The organism is Blautia marasmi, from assembly GCF_900258535.1.
In the GTDB taxonomy this organism is placed as follows: domain Bacteria; phylum Bacillota; class Clostridia; order Lachnospirales; family Lachnospiraceae; genus Blautia; species Blautia hominis.
In genome coordinates this window covers 1,030,276-1,056,941 of sequence record NZ_OIWX01000001.1, presented here as the reverse complement: position 1 = coordinate 1,056,941, position 26,666 = coordinate 1,030,276, and the positions used below count along the sequence as shown (strand labels likewise).

Genomic DNA, 26,666 nt, shown 5'->3' with positions numbered 1-26,666 from the left:
CGCGATATGGGGCAGAATGCTCCATATCTGTGCATCGCGAAGCGCGTTACTGTGCAAAGAGCTACGTTTTTAGTATACTGTGAACAGTAACTTATTTTGTTTTGCTCAGTTTGATGCTGCCGCTTACCGTGTCGATCCGGAAGTGGCTTTTGCCGGACTCGTAGGTGCGGTGGGAGTCTGAACCGGTAGTCGGGAAGTCGCTCTCCAGGTCACCGCTTACGGTGTCATATTCCAATGTAAAACCGGAATTGTCGGGGATGTTCAGGGTTACGCTTCCGCTGGTGGTGTCTGCCTGGATAGTTTCAGGGCAGGCAGCAGATGTGATCTGTAAATCTCCCGATACACTGTCGTGCTGCACAGCAGTCAGAGAACCATCCAGGATAACGTCGCCGCTGGTAGTATTGGTAACCGCATTTTCGCTGACGATCAGATTTGCGGAATTCAGGGAGCCGCTGGTGGTGTCCGCGGAAAGGGTGTCGGACTCCACATTTTTAAGACTGATATCTCCTGACACATTATCCAGGGACAGTTTTTTTGTTTTCAAATTATCCAGGCTGATATCTGAGGAGACACCATCCACAAGAATTTCCCGGAAGGAGTCCGCGTATTTCTTCGGAATCTGGATCTCCAGTTTTTTTGAAAGGCCGTTGGCAAAAGCGGTTATGATATTTTTGGTGGCACCGCGGTATTCAATAAGAAGCGTGTCATCCTTCAGGTAATAGTGCAGTTGTTCTTTGGTGTTTAATTTCCGTGAAGATGTCTCTTTGACAATGACCTGATCGGTATCTGCGGCAGACAAAGTGACGCTGCCGTCTAACCAGTTTACCCTTATGTTCTTTATTTTATCCGCAGGCAATTCGGCGGGCCCGGCCGTGTACTTGCCGCTTTCCGCGTAGGTCCAGCCTCCGGAAGAGGTGTGATTGCCAAAAGGAAACAGGGTGACACTCCAGTTGCCTAAAATACCCATGATAAGTACAACTGTCAGGATAACAGCCACAATAGACCAGGAAACTATGCGTATAACAGCAGATGTTTTTCTATTCATGGTTACCTACTTTCTCAGCTCAAAGGCTGCTCGGATGATAGACTGTACCGCAGCGGCGATCAAAAAAATGATCCAGGTTACATTCCACCGCATGGTAGTGAAACTGATGATAATATACAGTACAGTGGCAAGACTCCATAAGGCACTGTTGACTGCTCGGAAAGTCTGGCGGCTGCCGCCGTTGTATTCCTGCCATTCTCTGAAATCATCTACGATAGTGCCGTCATTGGCAGTATAGCGGGGGCGGGTCATATTGTTATAGAGCAGCAGACCGGTGGCAGCGGCGATCATTAGAAACATGAGGCATACACCTACGGTATCGTGGCCTAAACTGTCCGCAATGATGACAGGGACCACACATGTGATATAAAGCATAATGGCTGAGGAGAACAGGATGGCGGATTTGCGCTTCTGTTTTTTATGGCTTTCTTCATCAGGGAAGGGGTTGGGATTGTAGCCGGCAGTCAGACTGGACAGCAGCTCATCCACGTCTCCTACGCTGGCTACAGAAATATTAAATGCCGCTTCCGGGCTTTTGCCTTCAGCCAGAAGGTCATGGTATTTGTCTATAAGGTTCTGAAGAATCTCCTCTTTTAGCTCCACAGCCTGTTTGGTGGGGGGAATTTCCCCGAATAAATTGTCCATATATTCCCTGAGTCTATTTTCCATCTTTTACTTCCTCCTTTTTTGATTGGATCAGAACATCAATTAATTGTTTCGCTGTGTCCCATTCTTCCTTCAGACGTTCATAAGTCCGTTCTCCCTCAGGGGTGATGGAATAGTAGCGCCGACGGGCACCTGTCAGCTCATTGCCCCAATAGGATGATATGCAGCCAGCCTCTTCCAGACGTCTGAATGCAGTGTAGAGGGTAGCTTCTTTTAGTTCATACTGTTGATTTGTCTTTCTTTGTATCTCTTTATTGATCTTATATCCGTAGCTGTCGCCTTCCAGCAGATGTGCCAGAATAATAGTATCGGTATGACCGCGGATCAAATCAGAAGCGATTGACATATAGCATACCTCCTTTTCTTAGTTACATTTAAACATAAATATACCTCGCCTGTCAAGGTATATTTAAAATTGAAAAAACTACCTTTGTGAAACGATTTTTTCTGCGCATACTAACAATGCAGAGAAAATTTGATGGTTTTTGTCAAACAATGTCTTTGTATCAGAAAGGAGACGATGATATGGAACAGCAGCACTTGGCAATTGCCTCCGTTCCCATGCAGAGTTGGGAGACTCTATACGATTGGGAACAGGCACTGGCAACTGGAACTATTTTTCCGGGCCTGAACAAACCTTTCTATGTATTGGAAGAAACCCCCTTTGAGACAGGGTTTAAGCCTGACGAAAATGCGTCACCCGAGCAGCAGGAGAGAGAGAAGCTGATGAAGGAAATCAGCGCGCTGAGCTTTGCCCTGGATGACACAGTCCTGTATCTGGATACCCATCCGGAATCCGCAGAGGCTACGGAACTTAGGAAAAATCTCATTGAACAGAGAAAATGTCTTTTGAAAGATTTTGATGAGAAATACTATGCTCTGACAAAAGACTGTATTGGGTGTTGGGGAGATGGCCCAATGCCATGGGAAGGAGCGTGTATCTGATGTGGACTTATGAGAAGAGACTGCAGTTTCCGGTGAAGATTACGAAAACGTGTCCCAAAACAGCTCAGCTGATTATCAGTCAGTACGGCGGCCCTGACGGTGAATTATCCGCTTCCATGAGATATCTGGCGCAGCGTTACACTATGCCTGTCAAGTCAGTGGGCGGGCTTTTGACCGATATCGGCACGGAGGAACTGGCCCACATGGAAATGATATGTGCCATGGTCTATCAGCTTACCAGGGATTTGACAGTGGAGCAGGCCCAGGCGTCGGGTTTTGATGCCTATTATATTGACCACACAAAAGCCCTGTGGCCTCAGGCAGCAGCAGGCGTTCCTTTCACTGCGTTGGAATTTCAGTCAAAAGGCGATGCCATTGCGGATCTGACAGAGGATCTGGCGGCCGAGCAGAAAGCCAGGGTAGTATATGACAACCTTCTGCGCATGATAACAGACCCGGAAGTGAGAGAACCGCTGAAATTTTTAAGGACAAGAGAGATCGTGCATTTTCAGCGTTTTGGAGAGGCATTGGAGAGGACAAAAGAGAGACTGGATTCCAATAATTATTATTATTTTAATCCGGAGTTTGATAAGAAGTTTCTTCAGAAATAATAGAAAAAGCCGTTATCTGAAACATTTAAGCTTATCAGATAACGGCCTTTTTTAGAATTTTTTCCAGGTATCCCTGGTAAACAGCAGGAGCATGGGGAATAATTCCAGCCTTCCCGCAAGCATATCAAAGATTAGAATCAATTTGGCTCCGCCGGAGAAGATAGAGAAATTCTGGGTGGGGCCAACCAGTTCAAGTCCAGGTCCAATGTTGTTCAAAGTGGCAGCAACACTGGTAAAATTGGTTATCAGGTCATGATTGTCAAAACTTATCAACAATGCAGAAAACGCAAATATCAGTACATAGGCGATCATGAATACATTGGTGGAGCGGACTACTTCATGCTCGACCAGTTTTTCATCCATTTTAATCTTCTTGATGCTGCGCGGATGCAGGAACTGGCGCAGTTCTTTTTGGATGGTCTTCATCAGAATGACAAAACGTGATACCTTCACACCACCTCCGGTACTGCCTGCACAGGCACCCACAAACATCAGGATGACCAGAATCGTTCGGGACATTTCCGGCCATGTGTTAAAGTCAGTGGTGGCAAATCCGGTGGTTGTGATGATGGAAGCTACCTGGAAGGACACTTGCTGCAATGATACGCCGATACTTCCGTAAATGTGGTATACATTAAATGTAATCGTAATGATGGCAATGGCAATAATAGCCAGATACCAGCGCACTTCCTCAATGTGGAGGGCCTGTCTAAGCTTGCCGCTTATTATCAGGAAATAAGCACTGAAATTGACACCGAATAATATCATGAAAACCGTGACAACCACCTGAATGTAGGTGGAATAGCTGGCAATACTGTCATTTTTGATACCAAATCCACCGGTACCAGCCGTTCCGAAGGCAGTGGTCAGTGCATCAAACACAGGCATACCGCCGCAGAGCAGGAAAAGAATCTCCAGCAGAGTGAGGGCCAGATAAATACCGTACAGGATTTTTGCGGTGGACTGTACTTTTGGAACCAGTTTGCTGACAGAGGGGCCAGGGCTTTCCGCTTTCATAAGATTCATATGGTAGCCGCCGCCGGTCAGAGGAAGCAGGGAGAGCAGAAATACAAGTACACCCATACCTCCGATCCAGTGGGTAAAACTCCTCCAGAACAGGATACAGTGGGAAAGGGATTCCACCTCCGGCAGAATGCTGGCACCTGTGGTGGTAAATCCCGACACGGTTTCAAAAACAGCATCAATAACATTAGGAATGGAGCCGCTGAATATAAACGGCAGCGCTCCCATGATACTGAGCACGATCCAGCTCAGCGCTACGGTGACAAAGCCTTCTTTAGTATAAAATATTTTGTTCTTTGGCTTTCTCTGAGTCAGAGGTATGCCGATGAGGAGGCACAGAAGCATGGCCAGCACAAAAGCCCACCCGCTGGATTCCTTGTATATCATGGCGACAATACAGGGAAGGAGCATAAAAAGTGCCTCAAAATTTAAGATCCATCCTATAATATAGGAAATAATTGAGTAATTCATTTCATCCCTCGTAAATTATTTATTTTTCAGTATATCTTTAATGTCGTGCAGCCCCTTCACAGTGGTGACCACGATCACGGTGTCCCCAAGCTGAATACTGTCCTGTCCCCGGGGAATGGTGATTTTTCCTTTTCTGTTTATACAAGTGATCAGCAGATTGTCCCGGATATTCAGGTCAGCAAGCGGTATATTTAAGAAAGTGCAGTCCTCGTGTACAGAGAACTCAAGGGCCTCCGCTTTGTTGTCCAGGATCTGGTAGAGAGTTTCCACATTGCTTCCGATGCTGTTCTGCATGGCCCGCACATACTGCAGGATGTAATCTGCGGTCAGATATTTGGGATATATAACGCTGCCGATGTCCAGACCTTCAATGATATCGTCAAAAGCGATACGGTTTACTTTTGATATCAGCTTGGCATTGCTGTTCTTCTTGGCGAACAAAGCCAGAAGAATATTCTCCTCATCCAGATTGGTGAGTGTTACAAAGGATTCAACACGTGTCAGGCCTTCTTCCAGAAGAAGATTTTTATCGGTGCCGTCACCGTTAATGATTGTGGCCTCAGGAAGAAGTTCGCTCAACTGTTCACAGCGCTCCTGGCTGGCCTCCACGATCAATACCCGGATCTTCATAGCCAGCAGCAGTTTAGCCAGATAAAAGGAAAGGGTGCTGCCGCCCACGATCATGGTACTCTTGACCTGGTGGGTATGAATGCCGATCCGCTTAAAGAACAGTGCGGAATTCACTGGGGAGGCAACGATAGAAATAATGTCGTTATCTCTCAAAACAAAATTACCGGAGGGAATGCTTACCTCGTCTCCGCGCTCTACCGCACATATGAGGATACTGTTTTTATAGCGCTCTGCTACTTCCATGACAGTCATCTTGTCCAGTTTAAATTCGGGTTTTAACTTGAATTTCAGAAGTTCAACCCTGCCTTTGGCAAAGGTGTCGATTTTGATGGCAGAGGGAAAACGCAGAAGCCTGGAAATTTCGATAGCGGCTGCATGTTCCGGATTGATGATCATGGAAATACCCAAACGCTCCTTAATAAATCCAATTTCTTTGCTGTATACAGGGTTTCGTACCCTGGCAATCGTGTGACATTTGCTGACCTTTTTGGCAATCAGGCAGCAGAGAAGATTCAGTTCATCGGAACCGGTAACCGCAATCAGGATATCAGCGGTTTCAATTCCGGCATCCAGCAGGGTATTGATACTGGATGCATTGCCCAGTACGCCCATGATATCTGCGTCTTCTGAAATGTCCTGGACCTTTTTGGCGATTATATCTACCATAACTATATTGTGTCCTTCGTTGCTGAGCTGTTCGGCAAGGGTACGGCCCACTTTACCACTGCCTAAAATGATGATTTTCATAACTTCCTCCAGTAATTAAAATTGTATAAAAAAAATATACCTGACATAAAGATTTTATAAAGGGATATCGTCCAATCATTATAACACCACTTGCAGTTTTTTTAAATCATAGAATCATAAATTTTTCTGTATTTTATAGGAAATTTATAGTGAAATTTGACAAAAAGAGAAGATTCTGCTATACATAATTCAAAAGATAGAAAAAGGGAGCGGATTATGGAAAAAAAGAAAACAGCTAACTGCGAATATTGCAGTAATTATGTCTATGATGAGGAATACGGCTATTATAGCTGCGACGTGAATTTGGACGAGGACGAGATGGGCAGATTTATGACCAATACATTCCAAAACTGTCCTTACTTCCAGATGAATGATGAGTATAAAATTGTAAGAAAGCAGATGTAAAAGAAGAAGCTGTGCCCAGACAGGATATTCAGTCAGGGTACAGCTTCTATTGGTTTTACAGGCAGACCTGTTTATGTGTTACGAAAGATTCTTTCTATAAAGAATACGGATGGAATTGAGTACGCACAAAATAGCAACACCGGTGTCTGCAAAGACAGCCATCCACATGGACGCAAATCCAAAAAGACCGAGTATCATGACCAAAACCTTTATGATCAGGGCAAAGATAACATTCTGCCAGGAAATGCGGCTGGTGGCTCTGGCAATGGATAATGCCTGGGGTACTGCCTCCATGGAAGAATTCATAAATACCACGTCGGCGGCCTCTATGGCAGCATCCGCACCGCTTCCCATGGCAGCGCCCACATCGGCACCTGCCAGTACCGGTGCATCGTTGATACCGTCACCTACGAACATGACAGAGCCGTATGTGTTGCGCAGCCGTGTCAGTTCATTTAGTTTATCCTGGGGCAGGAGACGGGCGCGCACTTCCTCAATGCCCGCTGCTTTGGCCACTGCCAGAGCCGTCTCCTGGGCGTCACCGGTCAGCATGGCAGGGGTGATTCCCATATCCTTTATCTTTTTAACCGCAGATTTGGCGTCCCCTTTCAGGGTATCGGCGATGACAAGGCAGCCTGCATAGGTCTTATCTTTTGCGGCAAAGACTTCTGCACCCAGGCCTTCAGTGGAGATATTTTCCATAGGGATATGGAACTTTTCCATCAGTTTGCGGTTGCCGCATAGAATTTCTGAGCCGTTTATAAATGCATGGATCCCGCAGCCTGCGATTTCCTCCACAGAATCGGGACGTTTGATGGGAAGACCTTTTCCCTGTGCTGCAGTGACGATACTGTTCGCAATGGGATGGGAGGAAGTGGATTCACAAGCAGCGCAGAGTTCCAGCAGGTCGTCCGCGTTCATATGGCCGGCAGGAAGAACTGTCTGCAGGACAAAATTTCCTTCTGTCAGGGTTCCTGTTTTATCCATAATAACTGCATTTACACCCTTCATAGCTTCCAGGGACACGCCGCCTTTAAAAAGAATGCCTCTCTTGGAGCCGGCCCCAATCCCGGAGAAAAATGCAAGGGGTACACTTAAAACAAGGGCACAGGGACAACTGATCACCAGGAAAGTAAGCGCTGTGTATACCCAATGGTTCCAGTCACCGGTGATCAGGGAGGGGATAATTGCGGTTGCCAGTGCAAGAAATACAACAAATGGTGTGTATACTCTTGCGAAACGTGTAATGAACCGGTCAATTTTGGGCTTGTTGGCAGCAGCGTTTTCCACAGAATCCAGAATACGTGTCACCATGGATTCCTCCAGTATTTTTTCAACACGTACCTTTAAGAGGCCGGAAGTATTGACGCATCCGGAGGTCAGTTCATCTCCGAATCCTGCTTTGACAGGCACGGGTTCTCCGGTCACAGGGGAGGTGTCGATACGGCTTTCACCCTCGATCACCACGCTGTCCAAAGGAATCCGGTCGCCGGGTCGGATAAGGATGATATCGCCAACCACTGCATCCCCGGCTGCGATGGTCTTTGTATCATCCCCGATAACCAGGGTGACGGTTTCCGGTCTCATGTCGACCGCGTCCATGATCTGGGAGCGGCTTCTCTCCACAGCTTTGTGCTCAAAGTATTCTCCGATACGGTAAAACAGCATTACACCCACAGCTTCAGGGTATTCCCGGATGATGATGGCGCCAATGGTGGCGACGCTCATCAGGAAGTTTTCATCGAACACGTGGCCTTTTGTCAGGTTACGAAGGGCAGTCAGGACAATTCTTTCGCCCAACAGTACATAGGCGGTCAGAAGCACTAAAAAGGACGGTATCTCCATACCCATATGTTCCAGCACTTCCCCTGCAACGAACAGGACAGCGCCGGTACAGAGGGCAAGGATCGTTTTTGTATCCTGTGAGAGCACCCTTGTGGGGGGGACTACGTCCCCGATCGGCAGGGTATCTGCACTTTTGGGGGTAGTATCCTTTGCCTTGAGCGTTACACCGCTCTCAATGTCGGTACAGATTTTTTGGATCCGATCCAGCAGAATGTCAGGGTCACGTTTTGCGGTGACGCGGAGCTGGTGTGTGGCAAAAGTCAGGGTGGCATTGGATACCTCCGGGAGAGCGTTTATCTTTTCCTCCATTTTGGACGCGCAGTGGGCGCAGCCCAGATTTTCTATCAGGTATGTTTTGGTGGTAAATGCACCGGGCATTTTGAAGCGGGGCACTACATCTACCTGCGACTCAATAGAGGCACAGATTTCCTGGATCCGCGGTAAAAGGGATGCATGGTCCCTGGCTGATAGGCGGAGCTGGTTCGTGGCAAAAGTGATAGTGGCATACTCTACACCGGGAAGTTCTTTGATTTTGGCTTCCATTTTAGCGGCGCAGTTTGCACAGCCCAGGTTTTTCAGGATATAGACTTTCTTTTCACAGTCGGCATCCGGCATATGACACTTGCAGTTTGCAAGACTCTCGCCGCAGATATCACAGTAATCCTCATGCGGGTGGCACAATTCGCACTGGCAGTCCTTGGGATGACCAGGCGTGTGATGGGATTCCTCATGTCCGTGTTCATGCTCATAGCCGCAGTCACAGTTTTCCTCGTGGTGATGGTTGCCGCGATTGTGTTCATAGGAATGCTCATCATGGTCGCGATCACAGCCGCAATGTTCCTCGTGGTGGCGGTTGTCGTGATGGTGTTCATGAGAGTGCTCGTCATGGTCATGGTCGCAACCACAGTCACAATGTTCCTCGTGATGACGGTTGTCGTGAAGGTGTTCATGGGAGTGCTCGTCATGGTCATGGTCGCAGCCGCAGTGTTCCTCATGTTGGTGGCTGTCGTTAAGATGATCATGAGAGTGCCCGTCATGGTTATGCTGACACCCACAGTCGCAGTGTTCCTCATGTTGGTGGCTGTCGTTAAGATGATCATGTGAGTGCCCGTCATGGTCATGCTGGCATTCAGAGTCGCAGTGTTCCTCATGTTGGTGGGTGTCATGATATTGCTCATGGGAATGTTCGTCATGGTCATGCCCGCACCCACAATCACAATGTTCATCGTGGTGGTGGGTGTCATGATAGTGCTCATGGGAATGCGCGCCATGGTCATGTCCGCACCCACAGTCGCAATGTTCATGGTGTTGTTGCTCATCGTGATAGTGCTCATGGGAATGCTCGCCATGGTCATGTCCGCATCCGCACTCACAGTGTTCATCATGCAGATGTTCATGATTAGGTTCTTTTTCATACCTCTGCTGACTTATGGAAGAATTTTTTTTATCTTGTTTCATATTCGGACCCTCCAAATATATTTTTTACCTATGTAATGATAGTATATTAATCATATGAATATCTGTTCATATATTAATATGAAAAAGTGGAAAAGTCAATACTTATACAGAAAAAAGTAAAAGTTCTGCTATAGTTCACAGGTCACTGTTCAGGAAACATTTTACCCAAGAGGATGCTGCTCCATGCGAAGTAAACGCCATATCCGGTCAATGCCAAAATGCTCTGTGTTTTTCACCCTGCAAGGCGGACTGCCCCTGTAAGGTGAAACACACCTGTAATGCAAACTCCCCCTGCATAGAGGAACTACCCTAAAGGCTGGAACTAGTTGGTAGGAAGGAAGTATCCCAAAGAAAGAAGACATCACACACGGCAGATACAGATGGTAGAACTTGTTCATATTAAAAGGTGTTACGATTCAAAAAACCACGGGTGAAACATACTGTGACCAATAATAAAGTTATCAAAAATATTTCCAGGCATAAAAAACCTGATTGCGGTACAGCTAAAATGGCGATATAATGAGAACTAACATTAGAGCAATTATCAAATACGCTCTGAAGCCGGGAGGATAGAAGTGTGTCATTTATAGAATTCCAAAATGTAAAAAAAATATACGGCAGCAAGAATGAGGTGGAGATCAGAGCGTTGGACAATGCCAGTTTTTCCGTGGAAAAAGGGGAGCTTGCAGTGATCCTGGGAGCATCCGGCGCGGGAAAGACCACTGCCCTCAATATTCTGGGCGGTATGGACAGTGCCACTGAGGGAGTAGTCATTGTAGACGGAAAACATGTAAATGAATTAAAGGCAAAGGATTTAGTCACATACAGACGTAATGATGTGGGGTTTGTATTTCAGTTTTACAACCTTGTTCCAAATCTCACAGCCCTTGAAAATGTAGAACTGGCTGTTCAGATATGCAGGGATTCCCTGGATCCGGCTACAGTTTTGGGAAAAGTAGGGCTTGCAGAGAGAACCTCGAATTTTCCGGCACAGCTTTCCGGCGGTGAGCAGCAGAGGGTAGCTATAGCCAGGGCTATAGCCAAAAATCCCAAGCTTTTACTCTGTGATGAACCAACAGGCGCTCTTGACTACAATACGGGCAAACAAATTCTTCAGCTTCTGCAGGATACCTGCCGCAAGGAGCATATGACGGTCATCATTATTACCCATAATTCTGCGCTGGCGCCCATGGCTGACCGGGTCATCCGGTTCAGGAGCGGAAAAGTGACGGAGATCATAAAAAATCCATCCCCCATTCCGGTGGAAAAGATTGAATGGTAGCGTAAATGTAAAGCCTTTCATGCAGTGAATTTACAGGCCTGCTGAGACGTTGTAACAGTTCAGATAAGCTGAACCGTTACGCATCCAGCCATTAAAAATCGCTTCGCCATGGGTTGGATAAAGCTGGCACTGCTTTTTCATACAGTCAGCGCAGTAAATGCACAGACTTGTCTGAACGGTTACGAGACGTTACAGAAATTTCACACATATATAATAGTAAAGAATAACAGGAGGATACATCATATGAATATAAAAGAAGCAACAAAAAAAATGAAACAGGATAGTTTCCGCATGGCAGCTCTCAGCCAGGAACAGAGAAATGCTGCTTTGGAGGCAGTGAGAACCGCACTTCTTGCAAATCAGGAGGCTGTCTTCCAAGCAAACCGTGAAGATATGGAAGCGGCAGAGAAAGCGGGAATTGCAGCTGCTGTGATGAAAAGACTCAAGTTTGATGAACATAAGCTCCAGGATGTGACCGCAGGGATTGCGGAACTTATCAATCTGCCGGATCCGCTCTCAAAAGTACAGCTTGCAAGAGAGCTGGATGAAGGGCTGGAATTATACCGGGTGACATGTCCTATCGGTGTGATCGGTATTATATTTGAAGCCAGGCCGGACGCCCTGGTGCAGATTTCTTCCCTCTGTTTAAAAAGCGGAAACTGTGCCATCCTAAAAGGTGGGAAAGAAACAGCCAGGACAAACAAAGTTCTGTTTGATATCATCTATCAGGCCGCTGTCCAAGCAGGTGCGCCCCAGGGATGTATGCTGCAGGCCGAACTGCATAATGAAATTGATGAGCTTTTGTCCTGCCATGAGACAGTTGACCTCCTCATTCCAAGAGGCTCCAATCAGTTCGTACAATATATTATGAACAATACGAAAATACCGGTCATGGGTCATGCTGACGGTGTGTGTCATATATATGTGGACGAATCCTTTGAAGAACAGAAGGCAGTGCCAATCATCGTTGATGCTAAGATACAGTATACAGCGGCCTGCAATGCTGTGGAGACCCTGCTTGTCAACAGGAAGATTGCACAGGAGTTTCTGCCAGTGATCAGCAAAGCCCTGGAAGAGAACCATGTGAAGATCAGGGGAACCGCGGAAGTGTCAGAGATCATACCCTGTGAAATTATGGAGGAGGAGGCCTTTGATACGGAGTATCTGGACCTGGTGATCTCAGTGAAACTGGTGGACAATGTAGAGGAGGCAGTGGAACACATTAACAGATTTGGCTCCCACCATACGGATTGTATCATTACAGAAAACGAAGAGACAGCCCTGACCTTTATGCAGCTTGTGGATTCCGCAGGTGTTTACCGGAATTGTTCTACAAGGTTTGCCGACGGATTCCGTTACGGATTCGGTGCGGAAGTGGGGATCAGTACCGGGAAGATCCATGCCAGGGGTCCTGTGGGGCTGGAAGGTCTGGTAACTTACAAATATAAGCTGTTTGGCAGCGGACAGACGGTGGGAGAGTATGCAGGCGGTACAAAGCAGTTTCATTTTAAAGACCTGGAGGCATAATAAGGAATGGTAAAAAAAGCAAAGACACTTCTGCTGAGTCTGACACCAATTGCACTTATGTATATCATCCAGATCCTTGTGGTATTTGGGGTGCAGTTTCTGATCATTTTTGCTGACCGTTTTTTGACCATGATCCACATATACCAGTCGCCGGTGCTGCAGTATGTGATAAATCAATATGTGTATATCATAAGTGCTGCATCCTATGGGCTTTTTCTGTTGGTGGGGTATTTCTGGTACCGCAGAGTGATGGCAGACAGACGGGCTGTTTATCTGGAGCGGGGGCATAAGCCGGTCCTGGATTCAGGGGCAATACTGGGTATCTTTTTTGTGGCCTTATTTATCCAGTTTGCAGTCAGCAGCCTTTTGAATATTCTTGCCGTGGTGGCCCCGGACCTGATGGGACAATACATGGAAGTGATGGAAGGACTGGGAATGTCAGAGCCATCCATCATTTCCATGCTGTATGTGATCATTATGGCGCCTTTGGCGGAAGAACTGCTTATGAGAGGGCTTTGCCTGAAAATATTGGAAAATAGTTTCCCTTTTTGGGCTGCAAATTTCCTTCAGGCATTGTATTTCGGCATCTATCATATGAATCTGGTACAGGGGTGTTATGCTTTTGTGATGGGATTGATCCTGGGCAGGCTGGTAAAGAAATACGGTACCTTGAAGGCATCCATACTCTGTCACTTTATTATTAATTTCAGCGGACAGGTGATGTCTGTAATAAATTTCAGCATAATGGGAATTTTCACAGGGGCGCTGGTATGCGCGGCAATTCTGGTGATTTTATTTATTTGGGAAAAAAGAAAAAACGAAGAGTATCTCTATAAATGATATAACAGCAGGTAAACCGACGAATCAGCTTTGTGGCAAAATATGATTGCAAGAGACGGTGGCTAAAAACAACAGCCCCGTCTTTTTTGTATAAACAGTTGACAACTATCCTTGTCAAGTGCTATAATTGGTGACAAGAAAAGTTGTCAAAATGACAAAAAATTTTGTCACAAAGGAGGGATGGGAATGTCGCTACACAACCGCCTGAAGGAATACAGGGCAAAGCTGGATATCAACCAGCAGGAAATGGGGCGGCGCGTGGGAGCATCCCGGCAGACCATCAGCCTCATTGAGCGAGGAGATTATTCCCCATCTGTGACTTTGGCATTGAAAATAGCCAAAGAGTGCGGGGCATCCGTGGAGGACATTTTCTGGTATGTGGAGGACGGGAATGAAGAAGCATAAAAAAGAGAAAAAAGGATATCTGGAATTTATTATGATCATTCTGGTCAGCGGTCTTATGGGCGGGGTAGGTACTATGATCATAGGAAAGCACGGCGGGGATGTGGAAAAACTGGGAAGCATCCTGGAGGCATTCATTGGTAAGGGCGCCTTTTGGCTCATAGTCCTTATGTCCATCCTGGGGAGTATTGCCAATACATACATGGTACTCACAGTCCGGAAGAAATTCCGTGAATGGGATGGAGAAGACGATGAGACAGCAGAACAGATTGAAAGATATAACAATCGCTGCCAGGGCATCATTTCATGCTGCGCCACAATGACAATGGTATTAAGCGGTGTTAACATTGTTTACGGACTTCACAGAAGTGAAAGTAAAGCCAGTCTTGCAGTCATCCCCACTTTGTTTGTGGGATACTGTTTATGGTCCGCCTTCTCGGAACATATTCTGGTCGAACAGACAAAGAAGATGAATCCTGAAAAGAAAGGAAATGCTTTGTCGCTGCATTTTAACCGGGACTGGGACAAAAGCTGCGATGAACAGGAGAAGGCCAGGATGTATGGGGCTGCTTATGTGGTATACAGAAAGTCCAATTGGCTTTATGCGGGCATCTATATAGTTTTGCTTATGTGTTCTGTGGCAGTGGATATCGGTGTACTGCCGTTTCTTATGCTAGGAATTATCTGGACGTACCAGATTGTTCTATATATGTGTAACTATGAAAAAAGACGTTAAGGGTAACGATCCGCTGCGGTTTCGTGGACAGTTGACGTTAAGGAAACTGGTGTTCCATCCTGTCAAAAACAAGGCCGCCGGCACTGACAGTCTTGTTTCTGATGGGATGGAACGGCAGAAGAGGAGGAGTATATGAGTTTAGTAGTGGAAAATCTGACAAAGCGGTTTGGAGAGAAAACAGCGGTTGACCATCTGTCCTTTTCCATGGAGACACCGGGGGTATTTGGCCTTCTGGGAACCAATGGGGCGGGCAAGACCACCACGATCCGGACCATACTGGGGATTATGGAAGCTGATGAAGGAAAAGCCCAGTGGAATGGAAGAAAGATCAACAGGGAGACACTGGCTTTCGGCTATCTGCCGGAGGAGCGCGGCATCTATATGAAGACAAAGGTTCTGGAACAGCTTATTTATTTCGGGATGCTGCGCGGCATGAAGCGGGAAGCAGCGAAGAAAGCAGCCCTTGGCTATATGGAACGCCTTGGGGTGATGGAGTACAGAAATATGCCCGCAGAAAAGCTTTCAAAGGGAAACCAGCAGAAGGTGCAGCTGATATCTGCCATTATCCATAATCCGAGGCTTGTCTTTCTGGATGAACCTTTTTCCGGCCTGGACCCGGTGAACGGCAAAATGCTGAGGGATCTGGTGTCTGAGCTTGTGGAAGAGGGGAAATATATTATTCTGAGTACGCATCAGATGGAGACCGTAGAAGAATACTGTAAGAACCTTCTGATCCTGAACAGGGGCAGAACAATCCTGCAGGGGAATTTAAAAGAGATTAAATCGGCGTTTGGCCATACCAATCTATGTGTTTCTGTAAATGCAGAGGTGGAGGAGATAGCCAGAGAAGAAGGACTGGACGTTTTTGAAGTGCGTGCCGCTGAGACAGAGTATAAAATCAATGGGGATGAGATGGCTCACAGATTCCTGAAAAGAATGCTGGATGCAGGGATCTACCCAAACAAATTTGAAATCCGGGAACCATCTTTACAGGAGATTTTCGTCAGAAAGGCAGGGGAGACAGAATGAGACAGGTAACAACAGTATTTTCATACACCTTAAAAGAGGCAGCCAGAAAGAAAGCTTTTATTGTATCAACCGTGATCATTATGGTCATGGTGCTGGGTCTGTGTCTGGCTCCGCGGATCATATCAGCCGTGAAGGGCAGCGGCGGCGAGAAAGAGACGGGCACGGCAGGCACGGAAAATTCTTCAGAACAGATCGCTGTGGACGAAGATGCACCCGTCTGTTACCTGATCGACCAGACCGGGATCTTTGAGAAAAATCTGGATTCCTTGAGAAAGATATATATGGACAGGAATTTTAAGATTGCCTCAAAAGAGGAGGAGGAAGGCATCCGTGCTGAGATCAGAGAAAATGAAAATAACGCTCTGATCTCCATTGAGGAGAAGGACGGAGTTCCCTTTATCCATGTGGTAAATGCTAATTTCATGAAGGGAATAAGCGCTCAGAAAATATCAGATGAGTGTAATAAAATATGGCAGAAGAATGTCCTGGAGGAGAGTGGTGTGGACAGCCGGACCATTGAAGAATCCACGCTGTCTCTGCCATACACAGAGGAATCCGTAGGTGATATGGATGTTACAGGCTACATCCTGGGCCTGGCCGTGGTATTTATCATGTTTTTTGCAGTATATTATTACGGCTACGGCGTTGCCATGTCTGTGGCATCGGAAAAGACCTCCCGGGTTATGGAGACCTTGGTGGTCTCAGCAAAACCATCCAGGATCCTCATCGGAAAATGTCTGGCAATGGGCGTCCTAGGACTGATCCAGATGGTGGTTATCATTGCCTTTGCAGTTATATGCTACACGGTTTTTGTGCCTGCGAACTTTAATATAGGCGGAGTTGCAATTAGTTTTTCCAGCATCACACCGTTCACGGTTTTCATTTTACTGGTTTATTTTATACTCGGATATGCATTGTATGCGGTGATGAATTCTGTATGCGGCGCGGCTGTGAGCAAGGTGGAAGACCTGAACTCAGCTATGATGCCTGTAATGTTTATCAGTCTTGGCAGCTTTTATCTGGGATATTTTACAGCTATCGCCGGAGGCGGAAGCAGCGGATTGGCCAAATTTGCCATGTATCTGCCGTTCTCCTCACCGTTTTCCGTACCGTTTACTCTGCTGACAGGCGGGATGAAGACAGGGGATCTGTTGGTTTCCATGGGCCTTCTCCTTCTCTTTATCATTGTGATCGCGGCAGTGTCGATCAGGGTGTACAGTGCATCTGTTCTCCATTACGGCAATAAGCTGAAAATGAAAGAACTTTTAAAAATGAGATGATCAATAGAATGCAGTAAAAAAGAGGGAACAGCCGGCTGGTCGTTCCCTCTTTTTCATGAAATTATTGTAACTGTCAAGTACCCTCAAAGTTTCAGGCAAAAAATCCATGCAGATTCGCCTTTGGCGATGGGATTTTTAAACCGTTACAAATTATTTAACTTTGGAAAGTGCCGCATTATCAGCAACGATTGTCACATCAGGATGAAGCTGCAGGATGGATGCAGGAACCTGAGGGGTGATCGGTCCGTTGATGATCTTGTTAAGGATTTCCGCTTTATCCTCACCGCTTACCACAACAAGGATTTTTTTAGCACTCATGATGGTTCCGATACCCATGGTGTAGGCCTGTCTCGGTACATCAGATTCTTTTTCAAAGAAACGTTTGTTGGCCTGGATCGTGCTCTCTGTCAGGTCAACACAATGTGTGATCTTGGGGAATTCCTCTGCAGGCTCGTTAAAGCCAATATGTCCGTTGTGTCCAAGGCCCAAAAGCTGCAGGTCAATGCCCCCCAGATCCTGGATGATCTGCTCATACATCTGGCAGGCTTTGTTGCTGTCCGCTTCCTGTCCGTCCGGTACAAAAGTATGGTCTTTGCGGATATTTACATGGTCGAACAGATTTGTATTCATAAAGTAACGGTAGCTCTGGTCATTTTCAGGACTTAATCCTCTGTATTCATCCAGATTGCAGGAGGAAAGTGTGGAGAAATCCAAATCCCCGTTTTTATACCATTCAACCAGGTTCTTGTATGTGCCTACCGGTGTGGAGCCGGTTGCCAGACCGAGAACACAGTCAGGTTTTAATACAATCTGAGCAGCAATGATGTGTGCTGCTTTTTTGCTCATTTCATCGTAGTCTTTTGTTCTGTAGATTTTCATAACACATTCTCCTTTATTGCGAGCCCCCGTTTCACCGTGCTCTTTTTCTTCATTATAATATGAATAGTCTTGTAAAACAATGATAAAATTCTGAAAGAAGTTTCAGAATTATGGCCTTTCGGCAAGCAGTTTAATGGATGAGGCATATTCGGACGGGGTCATGCCTGAGAGCTTTTTGAACTGCCTGGAAAAATAATGGATGGAAGTATAGCCAAGGAAATCTGATATCTGCGTAAAATTGTGGTGATTCTCCCGGATGAGCTGTTTTGCCAGCTCGATCTTAAGCCGTGAGAAGTATTCAATGACACCACACTGGTTCTGCTCCCGGAAAAGCTTCTGAAGCTGGGAGCGGCCGATCAGGTTTTCTCTGCAGATCTCATCAATGGTCAGATGCTCACGGATATGTTCCTCCAGATAAGCGGTGATCCGCTTGTAAATGATGGCATCATTTTTCTGTTTGATGGATTTGACTACAGCAGGTGCAGTGCTGCGGCCTTTTAACTGCTCCCGCACAAGGTGTATGAGCAGATGTTCCAGATAAAGCTTGATCAGTTGTTCGGAACCGAAATCTGCCCCTGGGTGCCGTTCCATATGGGTAGTATACGGGTCATCAAGGGGTGTGGCAATGCAGTGTTTGGCTTCGTAAATGATCTGAGCCATGAGATAACGGGCTGTTTCACCGATTTCGGTTATAAGCCCCTCAAAATACTGCATGGCAGGAGAACTGCATTCAAATGAGATAACCACCAGGTTCGGCGCGATCCGGCCATTGGCCTTCAGGCTGTGGAATTCATTCGGTTTGTGGAAGGCAACCTGCCCCCTCTTCAATGTGTGGGGCCTGTCGCCGGCCATGATATCCACCTCTCCTTTATCAACGCAGACAAATTCCCAGAAATCATGGGATTCCCCGGGAAAATTAAAGTCACTCATATATTCAAAATAGTGTATGGTGACAACTTTGGAGATACTGATATCTTCTCTTAATTCAAGACTTTCAAATGGCATAAAACACCTCCATAGCATGAATACATTATAAAACAACTTTTCCAGAAAAACCATATCGTTTCGCCAGTTGGACTATTACGGAAAAAAAACAGCAAGAAATGCAGGGATGCTGTCTGTAATGAGACATATCACCAGGCTGAACCGAAAATGCATTTGTACAATCAGATTGCCATATCAGTAAAGTTATTATGTCGCCTGTAGGATATGTGTTGCTGAATATAGATACACTTACTTTATTTATAGTGCTATATGCATAAAAAAATCGTCAAAAATTGTGGTATAATACGGAATTATAAATTTAAGATATTATTAAGATAAATAACATATTAAATTGTGTAAAGAACAATTGTACAAATATGATATACTAAAGTTATTGTTCACATAACAGTCCTGCCTTTTGCTTTTCCGCCAGGTGCTGTTCCGGGAAGCATTTTCCTAAAGGGAGTGCTGTGCATTGAAATTGCTTTTACTTGTGGTGAAAAAAAGGGATGTGTAGTATAATGTTTAACAGGCAGGAATACAAGGGTATCCTGTGTCCGGAAAACGCATTCATAAGGAGGAGCAGTGAAGATGAAAGAACCGGTATTAGTAGTTATGGCAGCAGGGATGGGAAGCCGTTACGGCGGGCTGAAGCAGATTGACCCGATCGACGAACAGGGACATATCATTATGGATTTTTCCATCTATGATGCAGTGAAGGCAGGGTTTAAGAAAGTAGTATTTATTATAAAGAGAGCCAATGAGAAGGATTTCAGGGAGGCCATCGGTGACAGGCTGGGCAGACAGATCCGGGTGGAATATGTATTTCAGGATCTGGAGAATATCCCGGAAGGTTTTGCCGTGCCTGAGGGCAGGGAGAAACCATGGGGTACCGGACACGCGGTCCTTAGCTGCATGGATGTGGTGGATGCACCTTTTGCGGTGATCAACGCAGATGATTATTACGGTGCCCATGCATTCCGGATGATCTATGATTACCTGACTACTCATGAGGACGATGATAAATACCGTTATACCATGGTGGGCTATGTGCTTGAGAATACGCTTACAGAGAACGGGCATGTGGCAAGAGGCGTCTGTGAGACAGATGAGGATCATCATCTTGTGGGGATCCACGAGAGGACCCATATTGAGAAGCGGGCAGACGGCACTGCTTACACGGAGGATGAGGGCAGAACCTGGACAGAGATCCCAAAGGGAAGCACAGTGTCCATGAATATGTGGGGCTTTACAGTCAGTATGCTGAAGGAACTGAGAAACAGATTTCCTCTGTTCCTTGAGAAAAATCTGCAGAGTAATCCCATGAAGTGTGAATATTTCCTTCCCTCAGTGGTTGGAGAGCTTCTGGCTGAAGATAAGGCTACCGTGGAAGTCCTCAAATCCATGGATAAATGGTACGGCGTTACATATAAAGAGGATAAGCCGGTGGTAGTTGCTGCCATCAGAAAATTAAAAGAAAGCGGCCTATATCCGGAGAAACTTTGGGAGGAATAACAAGTGAGCGGCGAGGAACTGATACGCAGAGAGGTAATTGAGAATTTTACATTTCCGGGGAAGCTGGTGGAGGAGATCCCATACGGCAGCGGACATATAAATGATACCTTCCGTCTGGTCTTTGAGACGGAACAGGGCAGGAAAAGATATATCCTTCAGAGGATGAACAAGAGCATTTTCCATAAGCCTGTGGAGCTGATGGAGAATATTGTTGGGGTCACATCCTGGCTCAGGAAAAAAATCCTGGAAAACGGCGGGGATGCCGACCGGGAGACCCTGAACATTGTCTCGGCCGGAGATGGAAGGCCATATTATCTGGACTCTGCCGGTGACTACTGGAGAGCGTATCTGTTCATCGAAGGCGCAAGCTGTTATGATAAGGTGGAGAAAAAGGAAGATTTTTACCAGAGTGCAGTTGCGTTCGGGCATTTCCAGGGACTGCTGGCGGATTATCCGGCGGAAACCCTGCATGAAACCATTGTAAATTTCCATAATACAGCAAGCCGCCTGGATGATTTTAAGGCAGCCGTACAGCGGGATGCCTGCGGTCATGCAGGGGATGTGCAGAGGGAGATCCGGTTTGTTCTGGAGCGGGAGCACCTGGCCTATGTGCTGGGAGAGATGCAGGCAGAGAAGAAACTGCCTCTTCGGGTTACCCACAATGATACAAAGCTCAACAATATTATGATTGATGATAAGACCGGCAAGGCCATCTGTGTCATTGACCTGGATACAGTCATGCCGGGACTGGCGGTCAATGACTTTGGAGATTCCATCCGTTTCGGCGCCAGCACTGCGGATGAGGACGAGAGGGATCTGGCGAAAGTCTCATGTGACATGGAATTGTTTGAGCTGTACACGAAAGGGTTCGTGGAGGGCTGCGCAGGCAGCCTGACAGATGAGGAGCTGGACATGCTGCCTATCGGTGCCATGGTTATGACATACGAATGCGGCATGCGTTTTCTGGCTGATCATCTGGACGGGGATGTGTATTTCAAGACACACCGGGAGGGACATAACCTGGACCGGTGCCGTACACAGTTTAAGCTGGTTGCGGATATGGAGAAAAAGCTCTCTGCCATGAATGCCATTGTGGACAAGTACAGGTAGGGTGAAAGATAGAGAAAATTTTCCTTTTCTTTTCACAAAAAAAGTGTTACAGTAGTTATGAACAGAAAATATGTTTTAAAACAGGATAGTTAGAAGGAGGAGTTAAAATGGCAATTTTAGTGACAGGCGGTGCTGGTTACATCGGAAGCCATACGGTAGTGGAACTGCAGACTGCAGGATATGATGTAGTGGTACTGGACAACCTCAGTAACTCCAGTGAGAAATCTTTACAGAGAGTGGAGAAGATCACAGGCAAACCGGTTACCTTTTATAAGGCAGACATTCTTGACAGGGATGCACTGAATGCTGTTTTTGAAAAAGAGAGCATTGATTCCTGTATCCATTTTGCAGGTCTTAAAGCGGTAGGGGAGTCTGTACAGAAACCCTGGGAATATTATGAGAATAATATTGCCGGTACCCTGACTCTGGTGGATGTCATGAGAAAACATGGCGTGAAGAATATCATTTTCTCATCCTCCGCAACCGTATACGGGGATCCGGCTTTTGTACCTATCACAGAAGAGTGCCCAAAAGGCCAGTGTACCAACCCATATGGCTGGACAAAATCCATGCTGGAGCAGATCCTCATGGATATCCAGAAAGCTGACCCGGAGTGGAATGTAGTGCTTCTGCGTTATTTCAACCCAATCGGTGCTCATAAGAGCGGCATGATCGGTGAGAACCCCAACGGTATTCCTAACAACCTGATGCCATATATCACACAGGTAGCTGTGGGTAAATTAAAAGAGCTGGGCGTGTTCGGCAATGACTATGATACGCCCGACGGAACCGGTGTGCGTGATTACATACATGTGGTAGACCTGGCAAAAGGCCATGTGAAAGCCCTGAAGAAAATTGAGGAGAAAGCAGGCCTGAAAGTATACAATCTGGGAACCGGTATCGGTTACAGTGTTCTTGACATTGTCAATAACTTTGAGGAAGCAACCGGCGTGAAAATCCCGTATGTGATCAAAGACCGCCGCCCGGGCGATATTGCCACCTGCTATTCCAGCGCTGAGAAAGCAGAAAAAGAACTGGGATGGAAAGCGGAATTCGGAATCAAGGAAATGTGTGCGGATTCCTGGAGATGGCAGTCTAATAACCCGAATGGCTATGATGAGTAAGAAATAAAGTTTTTGAGGGGCGGATCATTTGTGTCCGTCTCTTATTATGCACAAAAACAAAGACAGTGCCTGCCATATAGAATGGTGAGGCGCTGTCTTTCTATTATTAATACAATTTTTTATGCTCGTAAACCGGTTCACAGGTAAGCTGGACAGCCAGCTTCTGGAAAATGGTCCTGTCCACAGAGGAGAGCATCACAGAGGAGTGCACCTGGCAGCCTTTCAGTTTGGGGAGCTGTTCCAGTGCTTTCTTTGCCACATCGCTGGTTGCAGCAGAGCTTGACAGAGCGATAAGCACTTCGTCTGTGTGCAGCCGCGGATTCTTGCTGCCCAGATAAGCTGTTTTCAGCTTCTGGATAGGCTCAATAGAAGCCGGGGAAATGACATGGGTCTCATGAGGAATCTCTGCCAGTTCCTTCAAGGTGTTGAGCAGAAGCGCCGCGGAAGCGCCCAGCAGATCAGAGGTTTTTCCTGTGATCATTCGTCCGTCCTCCAGTTCCAGTGCAGCGGCAGGGGCACCTGTGACTTCTGCCCTGATAAGTGCTGCTGAGGTGACTTTCCGGTCATCTGTGGAGATGTGGGCCTGTTTCATCAGAAGCTCTAATTTGAATACCTCTTCCTGGGTGCGGGTGCCCTCTGCCAGTCCGTCAATGGCCTGATAGTAACGGCGGAGGATCTCCTGTTTGGATGCCTCCTTGCACGCTTCATCGTCAAAGATACAGTTTCCGGCCATGTTGACGCCCATATCCGTTGGTGACTGGTAAGGGCACTGACCGAAGATGCGCTCGAATATGGCGCTGAGGACAGGAAAGATCTCCACATCCCGGTTATAATTGACGGTTGTGACACCATAGGCATCCAGATGGAAGGGGTCGATCATGTTCACGTCATTTAAGTCAGCAGTTGCCGCCTCGTAAGCCAGATTCACCGGATGTTTCAGCGGAATGTTCCAGATGGGGAAGGTCTCAAACTTGGCATAGCCTGCGTGAACTCCTCTTTTGTGCTCATGGTAGAGCTGGGACAGGCAGGTAGCCATTTTGCCGCTTCCGGGCCCCGGTGCTGTGACGACCACAAGGGGTCTGGTGGTTTCAATGTATTGGTTTTTGCCATAGCCTTCATCGCTGACGATGAGGGGAATATTGCTTGGATATCCCTCAATGGGATAGTGAAGATACACTTTAATTCCCAGTTTTTCCAGTTTGTCCTTGTATTTATTGGCACTGTTCTGTCCGGAGTACTGGGTGATGACAACGCTTCCCACATAAAAGCCTCTGCCTCTGAAAGAGTCGATCAGGCGGAGTACATCAATATCGTAAGTAATGCCTAAATCCCCGCGGACTTTATTTTTCTCAATATCGCCGGCGCTGATAACGATAACGATCTCTGCGTGGTCACTGAGCTGCATCAGCATGCGCAGCTTACTGTCAGGGGCAAAGCCGGGCAGAACCCTGGATGCGTGGTAGTCGTCGAAGAGCTTGCCGCCGAATTCCAGATACAGTTTGTTGTCAAACTGGTTGATCCGCTGGCGGATGTGTTCTGACTGCATGGATAAATACTTGTCATTATCAAATCCGATTTTCATTTTTTTCTATGCCTCTATTCTACAAAATATTGGGGTATGTGATAGTTACTATTCATAGTCACTGTCCCGCCAGGTGTTTTGCAAAGCAAAATCCCGAGTTGGCCAGCGCCGAAATGCAATTTATTGCATTTTGTGTGCATCGCGAAGCGTGTTACTGTTCACAGAACTGCGTTTTTTGCAGGGCTATGAATAGTGACATGTGATGTCGCCTTCCATAGTATACTACAAAAGATAGAGGAAATTCCAGTGGCTTAGGGAAAAATATATTATTTTGTTCAGATTACACAGAATAACAGGTAAATTAACAAAAGTTTTATAAATGTGTCGTCTTTTTCATAATCTTCTTATTGATTTATCAAGTCCCAATCCGTATAATAGAAGAGATAATAATAGGAGGAAAGAGATGGATCAAAACCAAAATAGAAACCAGGACCCAAACAAAAAAAGTCCTCAAAATAAGCAGTCCCTTTTGGTGCTCCTGATTTGTATAATAGTCATGCTGCTCTGCATGAATATGATGACAAAGATAGGCAGAGGAGATTCCAGCAAAATAAAATACAGTGAATTTATCACTATGCTGGACAAGGGGGAAGTAGAGAGTGTAGTCCTCAAGTCCGATACACTCACCATCACCCTGAAGCATGGCGCGGGAGTTGCAGCGCAGACCAAGACCACCACACTGATGGAGGATTTGAGCGAACTTACCAAAAGGCTTGAGAAAGCAGGTATCAAAGACTTTGATAAGGAGCAGCCCAATATAGCGGGAGAGCTGATCTACAGTTTGCTGAGTATTCTCATACCCGTTGTTTTGATGGTGGCCCTGTTCAGCTTTATGTTCCGCCGGATGAACAAAGGCGGCGGCATGATGGGCGGTGTAGGCAAGAGCAAGGCGAAGGCCTATGTGCAGAAGGAGACCGGTGTCACCTTTAGGGATGTGGCCGGTCAGGATGAGGCAAAAGAATCCCTGCAGGAGGTTGTTGATTTTCTCCACAACCCCGGCAAATATACAGCCATCGGTGCAAAGCTCCCAAAAGGTGCCCTGTTAGTAGGCCCTCCGGGAACCGGTAAGACACTGCTTGCAAAAGCGGTAGCCGGGGAAGCCCATGTTCCATTTTTCTCCCTGTCCGGTTCTGACTTTGTGGAAATGTTCGTAGGTGTAGGTGCCTCCCGTGTGCGTGATCTGTTTGAGGAGGCAAAGAAGAATGCCCCTTGTATCATTTTTATTGATGAGGTGGACGCCATCGGCAAAACCCGTGATACCAGGTTCGGCGGCAATGACGAGCGTGAACAGACCCTGAACCAGCTTCTGGCTGAGATGGATGGATTTGACACATCGAAAGGTCTTTTGATCCTGGCAGCCACCAACAGACCGGAGGTATTGGACCCGGCGCTTCTGCGTCCCGGACGTTTTGACAGACGTGTTATTGTGGACAGACCCGATTTAAAAGGCAGGGTAAACATTCTGAAAGTACATGCAAAGAGTGTCTCTCTGGACGAAACGGTGGATTTGGAAGCAATTGCCCTTGCAACGTCAGGAGCTGTAGGTTCTGACCTGGCAAATATGATCAATGAGGCGGCCATCCTAGCTGTCAAGAACGGCAGAAAGGCAGTAGCCCAGAAAGATCTGCTGGAGGCTGTGGAGGTTGTGCTGGTTGGTAAAGAGAAGAAGGATAGGATCTTAAGCGCTGAGGAGCGTAAGATCGTCTCATACCATGAAGTGGGCCATGCCCTTGTAAGTGCCCTTCAGAAAGACTCTGAGCCTGTTCAGAAGATCACCATTGTGCCCCGTACCATGGGTGCTCTGGGATACGTGATGCATGTGCCGGAGGAAGAAAAATTCCTGAATACCAGAAAAGAACTGGAAGCCATGCTGGTGGGATACCTGGGCGGCCGTGCTGCTGAGGAGATTGTGTTTGACACAGTGACCACCGGTGCTGCAAATGATATTGAGCAGGCAACAAAAGTGGCACGGGCCATGATCACCCAGTATGGTATGTCTGACCGTTTTGGCCTTATGGGGCTTGCGGATACCCAGAGCCAGTATCTGGATGGCCGTGCGGTATTAAACTGCGGTGATGCCACGGCAACAGAGATTGATCATGAAGTGATGAAGCTTCTGAAGGTTTCTTATGACGAAGCAAAACGTCTTCTGGCTGCCAACCGGGAAGCCCTTGACAAAATAGCGGATTTCCTCATTCAGAGGGAGACGATCACCGGCAAAGAATTTATGAAGATCTTCAGGGAGATCAAGGGAATCGCAGAGCCTGAAGAGAAAAAAAGGATCGCGGAAAAAGACGGAGCGCCGTCAGTGCCTGTCATTGAGGCTCCGGACGATACGATAGCTTCATCCGGGGACAATGTCCCCACAGAGGAGGAAGAAAAAAATAATCGTACACCTGTTCCTTTTAGCTGAATGATATGATAGAATAATAGAAAACACGCGCTGCGAGTTTTCCATTATCATGAATAAAGGAAGTTATCGCATGGCGGTAACTTCTTTTTCTTTATTTATCAAGAAAGTCCATCAGAA

At 46.7% G+C, this 26,666-nt stretch carries 23 protein-coding genes; 14 read left to right on the top strand and 9 right to left on the bottom strand.

Annotated elements, in window-relative coordinates; all coding sequences use genetic code 11:
• Positions 1–91: 91 nt before the first annotated feature.
• Genes C6P39_RS04725 through C6P39_RS04715 form a run of 3 tightly spaced genes read right to left on the bottom strand, consistent with a single transcriptional unit; the run spans position 92 to position 2,057 of the window.
• Positions 92–1,045 (bottom strand): DUF4097 family beta strand repeat-containing protein, encoded by a 954-nt coding sequence (locus tag C6P39_RS04725; RefSeq protein ID WP_104802987.1) that lies wholly within the window; start codon positions 1,043–1,045, stop codon positions 92–94.
• Positions 1,046–1,051: 6 nt separating this feature from the next.
• A complete protein-coding gene (locus C6P39_RS04720; protein ID WP_095176134.1) occupies positions 1,052–1,714 on the bottom strand; it encodes a permease prefix domain 1-containing protein in 663 nt (220 codons plus the stop codon).
• A complete protein-coding gene (locus C6P39_RS04715; RefSeq protein WP_104802986.1) occupies positions 1,704–2,057 on the bottom strand; it encodes a PadR family transcriptional regulator in 354 nt (117 codons plus the stop codon). The genes C6P39_RS04720 and C6P39_RS04715 overlap by 11 nt, the downstream gene beginning before the upstream one ends.
• Before the next feature lie 179 nt (positions 2,058–2,236).
• Between C6P39_RS04715 and C6P39_RS04710 the strand changes: the two genes are divergently transcribed.
• Together C6P39_RS04710 and C6P39_RS04705 are read left to right on the top strand one after the other, a co-directional pair.
• Positions 2,237–2,656, top strand: a complete 420-nt coding sequence (locus C6P39_RS04710; protein ID WP_242986930.1) for a spore coat protein CotJB — start codon at positions 2,237–2,239, stop codon at positions 2,654–2,656.
• Positions 2,656–3,267, top strand: a complete 612-nt coding sequence (locus tag C6P39_RS04705) for a manganese catalase family protein (protein WP_104802984.1) — start codon at positions 2,656–2,658, stop codon at positions 3,265–3,267. The genes C6P39_RS04710 and C6P39_RS04705 overlap by 1 nt, the downstream gene beginning before the upstream one ends.
• Before the next feature lie 51 nt (positions 3,268–3,318).
• Here C6P39_RS04705 and C6P39_RS04700 read toward each other — a convergent pair whose 3' ends face one another.
• Together C6P39_RS04700 and trkA are read right to left on the bottom strand one after the other, a co-directional pair.
• Complete coding sequence (locus C6P39_RS04700) at positions 3,319–4,761, bottom strand: TrkH family potassium uptake protein (RefSeq protein ID WP_104802983.1); 1,443 nt, start codon at positions 4,759–4,761, stop codon at positions 3,319–3,321.
• 15 nt (positions 4,762–4,776) lie between these two features.
• Entirely contained in the window at positions 4,777–6,138 is a 1,362-nt protein-coding gene (trkA, locus tag C6P39_RS04695) for a Trk system potassium transporter TrkA (protein WP_104802982.1), read from the bottom strand.
• 216 nt (positions 6,139–6,354) lie between these two features.
• Here trkA and C6P39_RS04690 point away from each other — a divergent pair, with 216 nt between their 5' ends.
• Positions 6,355–6,543, top strand: coding sequence for a DUF6472 family protein (locus C6P39_RS04690; RefSeq protein WP_065544566.1), 189 nt, complete (start codon positions 6,355–6,357; stop codon positions 6,541–6,543).
• A 78-nt stretch (positions 6,544–6,621) separates the two neighbouring features.
• Here C6P39_RS04690 and C6P39_RS04685 read toward each other — a convergent pair whose 3' ends face one another.
• On the bottom strand, positions 6,622–9,003 hold the full coding sequence (locus C6P39_RS04685; protein WP_104802981.1) for a heavy metal translocating P-type ATPase: 2,382 nt from the start codon (positions 9,001–9,003) through the stop codon (positions 6,622–6,624).
• A gap of 1,420 nt (positions 9,004–10,423) precedes the next feature.
• On the opposite strand from C6P39_RS04685, the gene C6P39_RS04670 reads away from it, so the two are divergent.
• The 7 genes from C6P39_RS04670 (at position 10,424) to C6P39_RS04640 (ending at position 16,942) form a co-directional block, all read left to right on the top strand.
• A complete protein-coding gene (locus C6P39_RS04670) occupies positions 10,424–11,128 on the top strand; it encodes an ABC transporter ATP-binding protein (RefSeq protein ID WP_095176143.1) in 705 nt (234 codons plus the stop codon).
• A gap of 234 nt (positions 11,129–11,362) precedes the next feature.
• Positions 11,363–12,655, top strand: coding sequence for a glutamate-5-semialdehyde dehydrogenase (locus C6P39_RS04665; RefSeq protein WP_095176167.1), 1,293 nt, complete (start codon positions 11,363–11,365; stop codon positions 12,653–12,655).
• Between the two features lie 6 nt (positions 12,656–12,661).
• Positions 12,662–13,495, top strand: coding sequence for a CPBP family intramembrane glutamic endopeptidase (locus C6P39_RS04660; protein ID WP_104802979.1), 834 nt, complete (start codon positions 12,662–12,664; stop codon positions 13,493–13,495).
• A gap of 186 nt (positions 13,496–13,681) precedes the next feature.
• On the top strand, positions 13,682–13,900 hold the full coding sequence (locus tag C6P39_RS04655) for a helix-turn-helix transcriptional regulator (RefSeq protein ID WP_065540626.1): 219 nt from the start codon (positions 13,682–13,684) through the stop codon (positions 13,898–13,900).
• Positions 13,887–14,633 carry a DUF3169 family protein gene (locus tag C6P39_RS04650; protein ID WP_158661458.1) on the top strand — a complete coding sequence of 249 codons (747 nt, stop codon included), beginning with the start codon at positions 13,887–13,889 and terminating at the stop codon, positions 14,631–14,633. Before C6P39_RS04655 ends, C6P39_RS04650 begins: the two co-directional genes overlap by 14 nt.
• 132 nt (positions 14,634–14,765) lie before the next feature.
• The gene (locus C6P39_RS04645; protein WP_095176146.1) at positions 14,766–15,662 is read left to right on the top strand and encodes an ABC transporter ATP-binding protein; all 897 of its coding nucleotides are present in this window, start codon (positions 14,766–14,768) and stop codon (positions 15,660–15,662) included.
• On the top strand, positions 15,659–16,942 hold the full coding sequence (locus tag C6P39_RS04640) for an ABC transporter permease (RefSeq protein WP_095176147.1): 1,284 nt from the start codon (positions 15,659–15,661) through the stop codon (positions 16,940–16,942). Before C6P39_RS04645 ends, C6P39_RS04640 begins: the two co-directional genes overlap by 4 nt.
• Before the next feature lie 150 nt (positions 16,943–17,092).
• Here the strand turns inward: C6P39_RS04640 and nagB are convergent, their stop codons facing one another.
• Both nagB and C6P39_RS04630 read right to left on the bottom strand, forming a co-directional pair.
• Entirely contained in the window at positions 17,093–17,821 is a 729-nt protein-coding gene (gene nagB / locus C6P39_RS04635) for a glucosamine-6-phosphate deaminase (RefSeq protein WP_095176148.1), read from the bottom strand.
• 108 nt (positions 17,822–17,929) lie between these two features.
• Positions 17,930–18,826 (bottom strand): helix-turn-helix transcriptional regulator, encoded by an 897-nt coding sequence (locus tag C6P39_RS04630; RefSeq protein WP_084043377.1) that lies wholly within the window; start codon positions 18,824–18,826, stop codon positions 17,930–17,932.
• 570 nt (positions 18,827–19,396) lie between these two features.
• Here C6P39_RS04630 and C6P39_RS04625 point away from each other — a divergent pair.
• From C6P39_RS04625 to galE, 3 genes are all read left to right on the top strand, one after another.
• On the top strand, positions 19,397–20,320 hold the full coding sequence (locus tag C6P39_RS04625; RefSeq protein WP_104802978.1) for a nucleotidyltransferase family protein: 924 nt from the start codon (positions 19,397–19,399) through the stop codon (positions 20,318–20,320).
• Positions 20,321–20,323: 3 nt separating this feature from the next.
• Positions 20,324–21,430 carry a phosphotransferase enzyme family protein gene (locus C6P39_RS04620; protein ID WP_187144058.1) on the top strand — a complete coding sequence of 369 codons (1,107 nt, stop codon included), beginning with the start codon at positions 20,324–20,326 and terminating at the stop codon, positions 21,428–21,430.
• A 107-nt stretch (positions 21,431–21,537) separates the two neighbouring features.
• Positions 21,538–22,554: a UDP-glucose 4-epimerase GalE gene (gene galE, locus C6P39_RS04615; protein ID WP_095176150.1), complete on the top strand. Its 1,017-nt coding sequence runs from the start codon at positions 21,538–21,540 to the stop codon at positions 22,552–22,554.
• Between the two features lie 106 nt (positions 22,555–22,660).
• Here the strand turns inward: galE and C6P39_RS04610 are convergent, their stop codons facing one another.
• A complete protein-coding gene (locus C6P39_RS04610; RefSeq protein WP_095176151.1) occupies positions 22,661–24,136 on the bottom strand; it encodes a DUF1846 domain-containing protein in 1,476 nt (491 codons plus the stop codon).
• Between the two features lie 403 nt (positions 24,137–24,539).
• On the opposite strand from C6P39_RS04610, the gene ftsH reads away from it, so the two are divergent.
• Positions 24,540–26,549, top strand: a complete 2,010-nt coding sequence (ftsH, locus tag C6P39_RS04605) for an ATP-dependent zinc metalloprotease FtsH (RefSeq protein WP_104802977.1) — start codon at positions 24,540–24,542, stop codon at positions 26,547–26,549.
• The last annotated feature ends 117 nt before the right edge of the window (positions 26,550–26,666 follow it).

Coding starts and splice junctions, on each gene's coding strand:
- C6P39_RS04725 (WP_104802987.1), bottom strand. CDS start 1,045: ATGAATAGAAAAACATCTGCTGTTATACGCATAGTTTCCTGGTCTATT.
- C6P39_RS04720 (WP_095176134.1), bottom strand. CDS start 1,714: ATGGAAAATAGACTCAGGGAATATATGGACAATTTATTCGGGGAAATT.
- C6P39_RS04715 (WP_104802986.1), bottom strand. CDS start 2,057: ATGTCAATCGCTTCTGATTTGATCCGCGGTCATACCGATACTATTATT.
- C6P39_RS04710 (WP_242986930.1), top strand. CDS start 2,237: ATGGAACAGCAGCACTTGGCAATTGCCTCCGTTCCCATGCAGAGTTGG.
- C6P39_RS04705 (WP_104802984.1), top strand. CDS start 2,656: ATGTGGACTTATGAGAAGAGACTGCAGTTTCCGGTGAAGATTACGAAA.
- C6P39_RS04700 (WP_104802983.1), bottom strand. CDS start 4,761: ATGAATTACTCAATTATTTCCTATATTATAGGATGGATCTTAAATTTT.
- trkA (WP_104802982.1), bottom strand. CDS start 6,138: ATGAAAATCATCATTTTAGGCAGTGGTAAAGTGGGCCGTACCCTTGCC.
- C6P39_RS04690 (WP_065544566.1), top strand. CDS start 6,355: ATGGAAAAAAAGAAAACAGCTAACTGCGAATATTGCAGTAATTATGTC.
- C6P39_RS04685 (WP_104802981.1), bottom strand. CDS start 9,003: ATGCCGGATGCCGACTGTGAAAAGAAAGTCTATATCCTGAAAAACCTG.
- C6P39_RS04660 (WP_104802979.1), top strand. CDS start 12,662: ATGGTAAAAAAAGCAAAGACACTTCTGCTGAGTCTGACACCAATTGCA.
- C6P39_RS04655 (WP_065540626.1), top strand. CDS start 13,682: ATGTCGCTACACAACCGCCTGAAGGAATACAGGGCAAAGCTGGATATC.
- C6P39_RS04650 (WP_158661458.1), top strand. CDS start 13,887: ATGAAGAAGCATAAAAAAGAGAAAAAAGGATATCTGGAATTTATTATG.
- C6P39_RS04645 (WP_095176146.1), top strand. CDS start 14,766: ATGAGTTTAGTAGTGGAAAATCTGACAAAGCGGTTTGGAGAGAAAACA.
- C6P39_RS04640 (WP_095176147.1), top strand. CDS start 15,659: ATGAGACAGGTAACAACAGTATTTTCATACACCTTAAAAGAGGCAGCC.
- nagB (WP_095176148.1), bottom strand. CDS start 17,821: ATGAAAATCTACAGAACAAAAGACTACGATGAAATGAGCAAAAAAGCA.
- C6P39_RS04630 (WP_084043377.1), bottom strand. CDS start 18,826: ATGCCATTTGAAAGTCTTGAATTAAGAGAAGATATCAGTATCTCCAAA.
- C6P39_RS04625 (WP_104802978.1), top strand. CDS start 19,397: ATGAAAGAACCGGTATTAGTAGTTATGGCAGCAGGGATGGGAAGCCGT.
- galE (WP_095176150.1), top strand. CDS start 21,538: ATGGCAATTTTAGTGACAGGCGGTGCTGGTTACATCGGAAGCCATACG.
- C6P39_RS04610 (WP_095176151.1), bottom strand. CDS start 24,136: ATGAAAATCGGATTTGATAATGACAAGTATTTATCCATGCAGTCAGAA.
- ftsH (WP_104802977.1), top strand. CDS start 24,540: ATGGATCAAAACCAAAATAGAAACCAGGACCCAAACAAAAAAAGTCCT.